This is a genomic window from Peribacillus sp. TH14 (assembly GCF_016651145.1).
GTDB lineage: Bacteria > Bacillota > Bacilli > Bacillales > DSM-1321 > Peribacillus > Peribacillus butanolivorans.
Genome location: NZ_JAEKEK010000001.1, coordinates 2417409 through 2429141, shown reverse-complemented (window position 1 = coordinate 2429141; position 11733 = coordinate 2417409). Strand labels below are relative to the sequence as shown.

The window sequence follows — 11733 nt, the reverse complement described above, 5'->3', positions numbered from 1 at the left end:
AATCGATTAAATTCATCAAAAATCGCTTGGAGCCATCGGATGCCTTCACTTAAAAATAACAAATAAAAAATCCCCCACTTAATTAAGCAGGAGATTGGTAATGCCCTCGGCAGGAATCGAACCTGCATTTCAAGCTTCGGAGGCTTGCGTTCTATCCGTTGCACTACGAGGGCGAAATAGAAGATCATTTACTATATTTTTTCGACAGACTTCATTATATGATAGAATGCCTTCCTTTGCAAGGGTTATCAGGTTTAAAACTTCGGCTTTTGGGTATTATGGGTAATGTGGAAATTCATCCCTGTGCGGCATAATTATAAATAAATTTAATTAGGAAGGAGACTTAGCTAGAAAATTGTCGAACAAATTATCAATTATAGGGTTTGTTTTGTTTGACCTAAATTGACCAAAAAGTGTATCATACATACATAAAGAATTTAAATGATTCTCTTAATCGAAGGAGGAAATGAACATGAATTTAATTCCTACAGTTATCGAACAAACAAGTCGTGGGGAGCGTGCCTACGATATTTATTCCCGTTTATTAAAAGACCGGATCATTATGCTTGGAAGCGCAATTGATGACAATGTTTCCAATTCTATTGTTGCTCAATTACTATTTTTAGAAGCAGAAAATCCTGAAAAAGATATTACTTTATATATCAACAGCCCAGGTGGAAGCATCACATCTGGTATGGCTATCTACGATACAATGCAATATATTAAACCAAATGTATCAACTGTATGTATTGGTATGGCTGCTTCTATGGGTGCATTCCTATTGGCTGCTGGTGAAAAAGGCAAACGTTATGCCCTGCCAAACAGTGAAGTCATGATTCACCAACCACTTGGAGGAGCTCAAGGTCAAGCAACGGAAATTGAAATTGCAGCACGCCGTATCCTTCACTTGAAAGACAAATTAAACCAAATCCTAGCAGAACGTACTGGACAACCTATAGAAGTCCTTCAAAGAGATACAGAACGCGATAACTTCATGACCTCTGAAAGAGCTCTTGAATATGGCTTGATTGACAAAGTCATCACTCGTAGCAATCTTGAGGATAAAAAAGACAAATAATAAAACTAAAGGACTCGAAAGTAGCATAAAGCAACTTTTGAGTCCTTTTTCTTTTATGTGAAAACTTTAAGAGGATGCTTGTCGGCACCCTCTTATTTTATCCTTCTTGCTGTACGAATTCTTCTAATGCCTCTATTGCTTCTTTTTCATCACGGCCTTCAACAATAAGCTTGACGGACACGCCAGAGCTAATGGCAAGACTCATTAACCCCATAATACTTTTTGCATTCACTTTTTTTCCTTCTTTTTCAAGGAAAACATCTGAATGAAAGCGGTTAGCTTCTTGAACAAAAAGAGCAGCCGGTCGTGCTTGTAAACCTGTTTTCAGTCGTACTTCTACTTGTTTTTCCACCATCTTGATCTCCCCTGTTAGCTTTATTTTTTCGCAGCAATAGCTTCTCCTCCACGGAGTCTATCAGCTATTTCATCAATTTTTCGCAACCGATGATTAATCCCCGACTTACTGATGTTTCCTCCTGATACCATTTCTCCAAGTTCCTTTAATGTTATATCCTGAAATGCTATCCTTAGCTCCGCAATTTCCCGAAGCTTATCTGGTAAAATATTTAATCCTACCGTATCCTCAATGTAATGGATATTTTCAACCTGACGCAATGAGGCCCCAATCGTTTTGTTCAAATTAGCTGTTTCACAATTCACAAGGCGATTTACGGAATTACGCATATCACGGACAATTCTTACATCCTCAAACCTTAATAAAGCTGAATGAGCTCCCACAATACTTAAAAACTCTGCAATTTTTTCGGCTTCTTTTAAATAAATGATATACCCTTTTTTACGTTCTAGCGTCTTAGCCTTTAAACCAAACTTATTCATTAGCTCACAAAGCGCATCATTGTGCTCTTTATAAAGTGAGAAAATCTCAAGATGATAGGAAGACGTTTCCGGATTATTGACCGAACCTCCCGCAAGAAATGCACCTCTTAGATATGAACGCTTACAACATTTTTTCCCAACAATAGTATCGGATATAGCATGGAGAATTTCAAAGCCCTCGCCTAAAATTTCTAAATCGGTTAAAATCCGCTGCCCTCCAGATGACATCCTGACAATATAAACATTATTCTTTTTAAGCTTCATCTTTTTACGAACCAGCAGCTCGACCTGGACCTCATAACTTTTTTTCAACAGCGTGTAAATCCGTCTGGCAATCGCTGCATTTTCAGTTTGAATATCCACAACAAGCTTCCGATTAGAAAATGAAAGGGATCCATTCATCCGGATAAGTGCACACAATTCTGCTTTTCCGCAACAATCCTTTCCTTCCAATGTAGTAAGCTCTTTTTTTGTTTCTGAAGCAAAAGACATCCATTTCACCCCCAATCGAACGCAGGTAATCTCTTTTTATTAGTCAAAAAGCAGTATCCACTTATATCTACGGAACTATATGACTTTTCGTTTCATTTACCAGCATATTATAAAGCAAATCTGCCACTTTTTTTGTGTCATGGCGTATTACATTACCTTCATAGCTAAAAATGCGTTCTTGTATGATTTCAAGACCCATTCTTTTTAAACTTTCCACATCGTACACAACCGGTTTGGCATATTCAGCTTTATAACGTTCCTGAATTTCAGACGGTATTTCCTCATTATTAACAAGTATCCTGTCAATATATGCATTTCCCATATGATCATATATAGCTTTTATATGATCGCTTGCGCTATAATCCAGCGTCTCGCCTGCTTGTGTCATTAAATTGCAAATGTACACTTTCTTCGCCTTAGAGCGGCCTACTTCTTCACCAAGACCTGGAACAAGTAGATTAGGCAGAATGCTAGTGTATAAGCTTCCTGGACCGATGACGATAAGATCTGCCTGCTTGATTTCTTGGAGAGTTTCACTTAGCGGCTTTATATGTTGGGGCGACAGAAATACTTTTTTTATTTTCTTTCCTGAAAAGGGGATTTTGGATTCTCCAGTAACAATCGATCCATCATCCATTTCCGCTTGGAGAACCACACTTTGGTTGGCAGCTGGCAGTACTTTACCCCGGACATTCAAGAATTTACTCATTTCCTGGATTGCATGGACGAAATCTCCCGTTAATGAGGTCATAGCAGCGAGAATCAGATTCCCCAACGAATGCCCGGACAACTCATTTTTACTCTGAAAGCGATGCTGAAACATTTGCTCAACAAGAGGCTCTACATCTGACAATGCAGCAAGAACGTTACGAATATCACCAGGTGCGGGGATATCCATGTCCTCACGAAGGCGCCCTGAACTTCCACCATCATCAGCTACCGTAACGATTGCTGTTATATCCACTGGATGCTTCTTTAATCCTCTTAATAAAACCGGAAGGCCGGTTCCCCCTCCAATGATCACAACTTTAGGCCGGTTCTTTTTATTTAACATCTTTTACTTTCCCCTTACTTTTTTCGATATCTCGATGAGACACCTGAACCCTGTAATCCTTTTGGAAGTAGTTCGAAATATACTCAGTCAATGCTACAGAACGGTGCTGACCTCCTGTACACCCAATCGCAATAACAAGTTGCGCTTTCCCTTCACGCTTATAATATGGAAGCATAAAGGTAAGCAGATCTGTTACCTTTTCTAAAAACTTTTGTGTCTCACTCCATTTTAAAACGTAGCTAGATACTTCTTGCTCCAACCCCGTCTTTGGCCTCATGTGGTCAATATAGTACGGATTGGGTAGAAAACGTACATCAAACACAAGGTCTGCATCTATAGGTAGACCATGCTTGAACCCAAAGGACATGACATTGACTGTAAATCCTACACTTTTATCCGTTGAAAATTCTGAAGCAATTTTTTCCCTAAGTTCACGTGGCTTCAGCTGTGAAGTATTAAAAATCAACTGAGCCCTTCCTTTTAGTTCATCCAAGAGTTCCCGTTCCATTTTAATACCTTCTAATGGCCGGCCTAATGGAGCTAATGGATGGGTCCTTCTCGTTTCCTTATATCGACGGACCAAGGAATCATCATCAGCTTCAAGAAAAAGAATTCTTGGTGAGACCGATGATGTTTCTGTTAATTTGTCCAAAGCAAGAAATAAGGAATCAAAAAATTCTCTCCCCCGTAAATCCATAACAAGTGCTACTTTATTCATCTTATTCCCAGAGTCCTTCATTAACTCCAAAAACTTTGGCAATAAAGTGGGCGGCAAATTATCGACGCAAAAAAAGCCGAGGTCTTCAAAACTTTGAACCGCCACTGTCTTTCCTGCTCCTGACATTCCAGTTATGATGACCAATTGCGTTTCATTCATCTGCCCTGTACTCATTTTTCTCCGCCCCCATGTATAGCAATCTTTTTTATAAGTAAATATTAACCTGGATCTAGTCGATAAGAAAGCAACTTAAATTCAGGTGTATAGGTAAACGTTCCGTAAATAATTCCACTTCCATGAACCATATAGTCCAGAATGTGAAAATCCCCTTCAGCCATTTTCAGCTTTTTAACATCTTCTATAGGGTGCCAGAAAAGCTCCCCTTCTTCACATACATCTACATTGACACCATCAGAGTCCGTAGCAAAGAAAGTAAACATCATCCATTCTGACAACACCTTATCCCCATCCTTCATAATGAAGGTGAAAATGCCTTTGATGGTAGGGTTTTTTAAATAAACACCTGTTTCTTCGCGAAATTCTCTTATACAGGCATCACGTATAGATTCTCCGGGCTCCATCTTGCCACCAGGAGCTACCCACCATCCGCGTCTTGGTTTTTTTAATAATAAGATTTGATTATCCTTAATCAATACACAGTTTGTGACACGTTGCACGTTCTTCACCTCAAATTGGCCTCTGCTCGACTATAGAAACCTTCACTCTTGTGTTCCAGAGATTCAGTTTATATCTTTAAACCGCCGCTAGACATCCATTTGGCGATTTACAAATGCTTATAGTTCAAACAAGCTGTATTTTAAATCTTACCCTTATGAATGATATATGTTTAGTATATCTTATCATTATACTATTTTTGAAATAAGCTAACAATAAAGTAACCTTCCTGCATTGGGGGAATATTCATCTCGTGGAATTACCGAGTAAATTTCTTCTCTAGCTTACCTCCTATTCTTCTCCACTTTCATTCCCTAAATGCAGATGGCTATCTTACTTTCTATTACAACATATTGATTCTTCCTAGAAAATGGTAGGGAAGATATAGTCTTAAAGCAGGAAACGAAAAAAAGGACACAGATTCTTAATCTGTGTCCTCAACGTTTTATAATAAAAGGGGGTCAACTTCTACTCTTACTATACCCAATCATTATTTCACTGGTGTTACAACATAATTAAAACAGAATTACGATGTGTAAATTTTTGTATATAAATTATAATACTTAAGCCTTCGGTTGCAACTTTTCTTGAAGTTCTTCCACATAATGCTGAACAGATTGAGCAGCAATACTTCCATCACCTGTTGCTGTAACAATTTGGCGCAAAGTTTTTTCACGAACATCTCCAGCAGCAAAAATACCTGGGACCCGTGTTTCCATCCGATCATTCGTTTCGATGTAGCCTGTAGAATTCAAGATGCCTAATTTTTCAAATGGCTTAGTTAGTGGCAACATTCCGATATAGATGAATACACCGTCTGCGTCCATTACTTTCTCTTCTCCATTTACTGTGGAAACAAGAGTGACACCACCAACTTTACCGCCTTCTTCATTAATTTGCTTCAAAGTATGATTCCAGATGAAGTTAATTTTTTCATTGGCAAACGCACGATCCTGAAGGATTTTCTGTGCACGAAGCTCTTCACGTCTGTGAACGATCGTTACTTTCGAAGCAAAACGAGTTAGGTACACACCCTCTTCAACTGCAGAGTCTCCTCCGCCGATAACGAACAGTTCTTTTTCTTTGAAGAATGCTCCATCACAAACAGCACAATACGATACACCACGTCCGCCTAATTCTTTTTCGCCAGGAACGCCGATTTTCTTGTATTCGGCACCTGAAGAAATAATGATCGAACGAGCTTTAAATTCTTTAGAACCGGCAACAATTGTTTTATACTCTTCCCCGTCGATGATTTCCTTAACATCACCATAGGCATACTCCGCACCAAATTTCTTGGCATGGTCAAACATTTTTGTTGAAAGTTCAGGTCCGAGGATTGTGTCGAATCCTGGATAGTTTTCAACTTCCTCTGTGTTCGCCATTTGGCCGCCTGGTACTCCGCGTTCTAACATCAATGTTGAAAGGTTCGCACGTGATGTATAGACAGCAGCCGTCATCCCAGCAGGACCAGCTCCGATAATAACAACGTCATAAATTTTTTCAGACATGTTCTCACTCCTCCATATTCCATAACAAATGGAACCTTCACTAAGGTTAGTGTTCCCTACCTATTATCCTATATAACAAATAATTTTTCGTCCAAATATCTGCTCACTCTAGGAGCGTTTGAACCAATTTTACATACTTCGATAAGGTCGACACCGATATGAAATGTTTGTCTGCTATTGCCTGCTTGCTCATCTTTTCATTTTTAAGCTGATTCCACACGTATTCGACTGCAGATGCCCAGCCTGCTGGATTATTAAGCTTTTGCTCTGAATTAACCGCTTCGATGAAGACAGAAAACCACATTAAATAGAGCCCAGCTTCATCTAATTGAATCGGTTGAAAATGCTGATATAATAATTCAGCCGTTCGATCGGCAAAATCAATGGGTGTCAGTTGACGATTTTTTGCAGGAGCTTGCACCAGGTCTGCATAATCCCTTTCCAAGTCAGTGAAGTTCTGATTCAGGTTGAGGACCTGGTTTTTCAATAGCTTTTGCTTATGAACCGAATGTTTCAAAAGGAAAATAGCAAACAGTCTTTCTTCAATAAATTCGCTTTCAAGCCGTTTTATAATGGAAGGAAAATGATGTTCAAAACCATCAGAAGTTGCATTCATATCTCCCCAAGGCTCCATGCCTTCTTTTTCCGGATTCATTTCTACAACCTTTTTCCAAGCTTTTCTAGCTGCCTGTTCATGTCCTAAGTGGAAGGCCGATATAGTAAGCCAATAGTAGAAGGTTCCATCTCCTTCAAACCCTTGTTTCTGCAATATTTTTAGCCATTTATATGCGGATGCATAGTTCCCGATTAACGCGAAAGTCGCACCAAGCTTGAAGCGATGTTCAGATAACATCGGCCGAATTTTTTCGAGCATTTGTATGAGCTCTTCCACCTTATCCTCATCCTGTTGATAATGATGGAAAACCACCAGATTACAAAGCGCATGTAAGTTTCCTGGACTTTTTTCAAGTACCTCATCCAACGTTTCAAAGGCTTCATCTACCTGACCAAGGTAAAAATAAGCAAGTGCTAGATTATTATAAGCCGACCAATAATCCTGGTATTCGGCAATCGTTTCTTTTAGTACTTCAATTGCCTTAGGGAAATTCCCCGATTCTAAATACTCACGAGCCTTTTCCTGCTTGGAAATAAGTCCATCATGCTTAAAGAGATTTTCTTCGGATTCATCCGACTCGAAGGTAATGAGTTCAAGAAGATCCTCTGCATCATCGCTGAACTCTCCGTCTTCTTCTTTATCCAGGTATGCACTCGCGTGGCGGTAAGCCTCCTTGAACATGCCTAAATGAGCATAATTATTCGCCAGGAAGTAATGGCATTCCGACATATATGGATCCATCACATCCAAGATATTTTCCAGGAGGTTATTTGAATAATTATATTCACCGATCTCTGAGCAGGTGATTGCCAATTGACAGGCTATCATCGGTTCTGACGGTTCAAGTTCCAGCGCACGTTCCAAGTATTTTTTTGATTTAGGTAGTTCTCGTCTATGATATGCTTTTAGACCCTTGGTGAAATAATACTCACCTGTCGGGTGAAAGGTTAGAATTTTTGCCTGTTGGCCAAATTTAGAGTCTTTACTCATGTAATCCTCCATCTACAAGTTGATTAACCATAGTATTATAACATATTGAAGAATTTTTGCCGAATAATTCAAGAAAATGGAAAACGGATTTATGATACTTTTATTTAGAAATTATCAGGCAAAATACACGGGTTTTGAATCATCATTTTCTCATAAATGTTTTCCTTCACAGGTGTAAAAAAGAGCCAAGATTATGAAGTGAACCCAAAAAGTTAGACACTTTATTTAATTAGGCAGCCTTGAGGGCATGAACCCGGTAATCTTCCGGGCTCATGACTTTTAAATTTTACCTTGATTCGTTGATGATTGTCGTCGTAAACACACAGAAAAAAACCTTATAAGGAAAAATACCCTCCGGATTTGGGAGGGTATTTGACTATTTATTTATTCATTTTCTTTAGGTTCGTCTTTATCAGAATGTCTGGCCTTCAGTACATCAAGCACTGCTTGGAAAGGCAATTCTTGTTCTTGAAGAAGAACAAATAAGTGATAGAGAAGGTCTGCACTTTCCATAGAAAGCTCTTCAGCATCGCGGTTTTTAGCAGCAATGATTACTTCAGCAGCTTCTTCCCCTACTTTTTTCAAGATTTTATCAACGCCCTTATCGAATAGGTAGGTTGTATAAGATCCTTCAGGCATTTCCGTTTTTCTTTTTCCAATCAATTTCTCTAATTCCGTCAAGAAAGTCACATTTGTCTGTACCGCTTGTTGCGCTTCTTTATTTTGATAAATCGTTTCGCTGAAACAGCTTGTTGCACCTGTATGGCATGCCGGCCCTGCAGGAACAACACGAACGACTATTGCATCCTGATCGCAGTCATACTTCATTTCTGTGATTTTTTGCGTATTTCCACTCGTTTCTCCCTTATGCCATAACTCATTGCGTGAACGGCTGAAGAACACGGTTTCTCCTTTTTCTATGGATAATTGCAAGGATTCTTTATTCATATAAGCAAGTGTCAGCACTTCGCCAGTTCCTGCATCTTGGACAATCGCCGGAACCAGACCTTTTTCGTCATATCTAATAGTTTCGAGATTCATCGTACAACCACTCCTTGTTGTTTGAGAAACGTTTTGACTTCTTTAACAGATGTTTCTTTATAATGAAAAATTGAGGCTGCTAACCCTGCGTCCGCTTTTCCTTCTTCAAATGCTTCCTGGAAATGCTCCGCGTTACCTGCACCGCCAGAAGCAATAACAGGAACCGAAACTGCTTCCGATACCGCTTTTGTTAATGCGATATTAAAGCCCTGTTTTTCTCCGTCACAATCCATGCTTGTCAATAAAATTTCACCAGCACCACGTGTGACCGCTTCCTTCGCCCAATCAATTACTTCCCATTCAGTCGGTTTTCGACCGCCATGGGTATAAACGCGCCATGAACCAAGCTCTTCATCATATCGCGCATCAATAGCAATTACGATACATTGAGCACCAAAATAATCGGAACCTTCATTAATTAAGTCAGGTCGTAAAACAGCTGCTGTATTTAAAGATACTTTATCTGCACCAGCACGTAGAATCTTCTTCATATCAGCTAGCGAATTAATACCGCCGCCAACTGTAAACGGGATTGCTAGACTGCCTGCAACCGCTTGAACGACGTCTACAATCGTTTCCCTACCTTCGTGTGAAGCAGAAATATCAAGAAAGACAAGCTCATCAGCACCTTCTTGGTCGTAAAAGGCAGCTAGCTCGACTGGATCCCCGGCATCCCTTAAGGAAACAAATTGTATCCCCTTAACCACACGTCCGTCTTTTACATCCAGACAAGGAATAATTCGTTTGGTCAGCATTTAACCACGCACCTTTTCTACCGCTTCTTTTACAGTAAAGCGATTAGTATAAAGCGCCTTGCCAATAATCGCCCCTGCAACACCTTGAGCTTCATACTCCTTGAGGGTGATTAGATCTTCGAGCGAACTAATGCCGCCAGAAGCAATTACATTTTTGCCAGTTGCCTTCGCCATAGCCACAATCCCGTGCACATTTGGCCCTGAAAGCATGCCGTCTGTTGCGATATCGGTCACGATAAATGTCTCTGCACCAGCATCAGCTAGTAGTTTCCCAAGCTCTATGGCCTGTGTTTCTGACGTTTGAAGCCAGCCATGAGTGGCAACCTTACCATCCTTCGCATCAATGCCAATCGCGATATGGTTTCCATATTTTCTGATCATATCTTTAGTAAATTCCGGGTCTGAAACGGCCGAGCTGCCTAGAATTACACGCTCTACACCATTATCAAGATAATGAGCAATGTTCTGCTCCGTTCGAATGCCTCCGCCAATTTGGACGCGGGCACCTAACTCTTTGGCTGCTTTAATAACGTAGGAATCGTTGATACGAACGCCTTCTTTAGCTCCATCCAGATCAACCATATGTATCCAATCCGCTCCTTGGTCCGCAAAACTTTTAGCCATATCAAAGGGGGAATCGCCATAAACCGTTTCCTGATTGTAGTCTCCCTGGATTAAGCGAACGCATTTGCCTCCACGCATATCAATCGCTGGGTAAATCGTAAAGTTGCTCAAGCTTTTCCCTTCCCTTCTACTAATGTCAAATAATTTTTCAAGAGTGACATGCCCATCTGGCCGCTTTTTTCCGGATGAAACTGCATCCCAAATACATTTCCTTTGCCAACAATCGCCGGTACTTCCACATCATAAGTTGCTGAAGCGGTAATGTATGACTCATCAGTATCAGCGTAATAAGAATGGACGAAATAAACGTGTTCCTCTTCAAGGCCTTCGATCACTGGCGATACATGTTTAAATTCAAGACGATTCCAGCCCATGTGCGGCACCTTATAAGTCATCTCATTGGCATCCATCCCCGTAAAACGAACGACTTTACCTGGGATGAGAGATAATCCTTTTGCTGGTCCATTTTCCTCGCTTTCATCAAAGAGAAGCTGCATACCCAAGCATATGCCTAATAAATAACCTCCACCGGCTACGTATTTTTTCAGGAATTCATCCAGCTTTTGTTTTTCCAAAAGACTCATAGCATCTCTGAAAGAACCGACACCGGGAAGAATAATGCCTGTCGCTTTAGAAAGTTCTTCTGGATCATCGGAAATGAATGAGTCAGCTCCAAGTCGTTCCAGCCCTTTACTGACAGAGAATAAATTCCCCATTCCGTAATCGACGATTCCTATCATTTACAACATTCCTTTCGTTGAAGGAATACCTTTAACACGAGGATCAATGGTAGTAGCTTCGTCCAATGCACGCCCAAGCGCTTTAAATATCGCCTCAATCATATGATGCGTGTTGTGACCGTAATGAACGACAACATGAAGGTTCATCCGGGCTTCAAGCGCGAACTTCCAAAGGAACTCGTGCACTAATTCAGTATCGAATGTACCAACCTTTTGTGAAGGAAACTCTGCACGAAACTCAAGATGCGGCCGATTACTTAAATCGATGACAACCTGCGCAAGTGCTTCATCCATAGGCACGAAAGCATTTCCGTAACGTTTTATACCACGCTTGTCTCCAAGAGCTTCCAACAATGTTTGACCTAAGCAAATACCAATATCTTCAGTTGTATGATGATCATCGACTTCTGTATCACCCTTCGCATCAACGGTCAAATCAAACTTCCCGTGCTTCGTGAACAAATCAAGCATATGCGTCATAAACGGAACACCCGTCATAATTGAGGAATTCCCTTCCCCATCCACACCAAACTTCAAGCTAATATCAGTCTCATTCGTCTTCCGCTCCACACTAGCAAAACGCTCCATTACAACTCCTCCTC

Annotated in this window: 13 protein-coding genes and 1 tRNA gene; 1 reads left to right on the top strand and 13 read right to left on the bottom strand. The window is 40.4% G+C overall.

Annotation, left to right across the window (positions count from 1 at the left end; genetic code table 11):
• Positions 1-101 precede the first annotated feature (101 nt).
• Positions 102-173: transfer RNA gene (locus tag JFU50_RS11710), tRNA-Arg, on the bottom strand.
• A 299-nt stretch (positions 174-472) separates the two neighbouring features.
• Here JFU50_RS11710 and clpP point away from each other — a divergent pair.
• On the top strand, positions 473-1078 hold the full coding sequence (clpP, locus tag JFU50_RS11705) for an ATP-dependent Clp endopeptidase proteolytic subunit ClpP (protein WP_053348613.1): 606 nt from the start codon (positions 473-475) through the stop codon (positions 1076-1078).
• Between the two features lie 97 nt (positions 1079-1175).
• On the opposite strand, the gene JFU50_RS11700 is transcribed toward clpP, so the two are convergent.
• The 12 genes from JFU50_RS11700 to hisB form a co-directional block, all read right to left on the bottom strand.
• Positions 1176-1433, bottom strand: coding sequence for an HPr family phosphocarrier protein (locus JFU50_RS11700; RefSeq protein ID WP_053348612.1), 258 nt, complete (start codon positions 1431-1433; stop codon positions 1176-1178).
• A gap of 20 nt (positions 1434-1453) precedes the next feature.
• A complete protein-coding gene (gene whiA, locus JFU50_RS11695; RefSeq protein ID WP_056524512.1) occupies positions 1454-2407 on the bottom strand; it encodes a DNA-binding protein WhiA in 954 nt (317 codons plus the stop codon).
• Between the two features lie 67 nt (positions 2408-2474).
• Positions 2475-3461, bottom strand: coding sequence for a gluconeogenesis factor YvcK family protein (locus tag JFU50_RS11690; RefSeq protein ID WP_056524509.1), 987 nt, complete (start codon positions 3459-3461; stop codon positions 2475-2477).
• Positions 3451-4353, bottom strand: a complete 903-nt coding sequence (gene rapZ, locus JFU50_RS11685; RefSeq protein ID WP_201222667.1) for an RNase adapter RapZ — start codon at positions 4351-4353, stop codon at positions 3451-3453. Before rapZ ends, JFU50_RS11690 begins: the two co-directional genes overlap by 11 nt.
• 44 nt (positions 4354-4397) lie before the next feature.
• Positions 4398-4856 carry an 8-oxo-dGTP diphosphatase gene (locus JFU50_RS11680; protein WP_053348608.1) on the bottom strand — a complete coding sequence of 153 codons (459 nt, stop codon included), beginning with the start codon at positions 4854-4856 and terminating at the stop codon, positions 4398-4400.
• A gap of 561 nt (positions 4857-5417) precedes the next feature.
• Complete coding sequence (gene trxB / locus JFU50_RS11675; RefSeq protein ID WP_201187319.1) at positions 5418-6365, bottom strand: thioredoxin-disulfide reductase; 948 nt, start codon at positions 6363-6365, stop codon at positions 5418-5420.
• 103 nt (positions 6366-6468) lie between these two features.
• The gene (locus JFU50_RS11670; RefSeq protein WP_201222666.1) at positions 6469-7971 is read right to left on the bottom strand and encodes a tetratricopeptide repeat protein; all 1503 of its coding nucleotides are present in this window, start codon (positions 7969-7971) and stop codon (positions 6469-6471) included.
• A 384-nt stretch (positions 7972-8355) separates the two neighbouring features.
• On the bottom strand, positions 8356-9012 hold the full coding sequence (gene hisIE, locus JFU50_RS11665; RefSeq protein ID WP_201187324.1) for a bifunctional phosphoribosyl-AMP cyclohydrolase/phosphoribosyl-ATP diphosphatase HisIE: 657 nt from the start codon (positions 9010-9012) through the stop codon (positions 8356-8358).
• Positions 9009-9767, bottom strand: coding sequence for an imidazole glycerol phosphate synthase subunit HisF (gene hisF / locus JFU50_RS11660; protein WP_053348604.1), 759 nt, complete (start codon positions 9765-9767; stop codon positions 9009-9011). Before hisF ends, hisIE begins: the two co-directional genes overlap by 4 nt.
• Positions 9768-10502, bottom strand: a complete 735-nt coding sequence (gene hisA, locus JFU50_RS11655; RefSeq protein ID WP_201222664.1) for a 1-(5-phosphoribosyl)-5-[(5-phosphoribosylamino)methylideneamino]imidazole-4-carboxamide isomerase — start codon at positions 10500-10502, stop codon at positions 9768-9770.
• Positions 10499-11131, bottom strand: a complete 633-nt coding sequence (gene hisH, locus JFU50_RS11650; protein WP_201187328.1) for an imidazole glycerol phosphate synthase subunit HisH — start codon at positions 11129-11131, stop codon at positions 10499-10501. Before hisH ends, hisA begins: the two co-directional genes overlap by 4 nt.
• On the bottom strand, positions 11132-11719 hold the full coding sequence (gene hisB / locus JFU50_RS11645) for an imidazoleglycerol-phosphate dehydratase HisB (protein ID WP_056524495.1): 588 nt from the start codon (positions 11717-11719) through the stop codon (positions 11132-11134).
• Between the last annotated feature and the right edge of the window lie 14 nt (positions 11720-11733).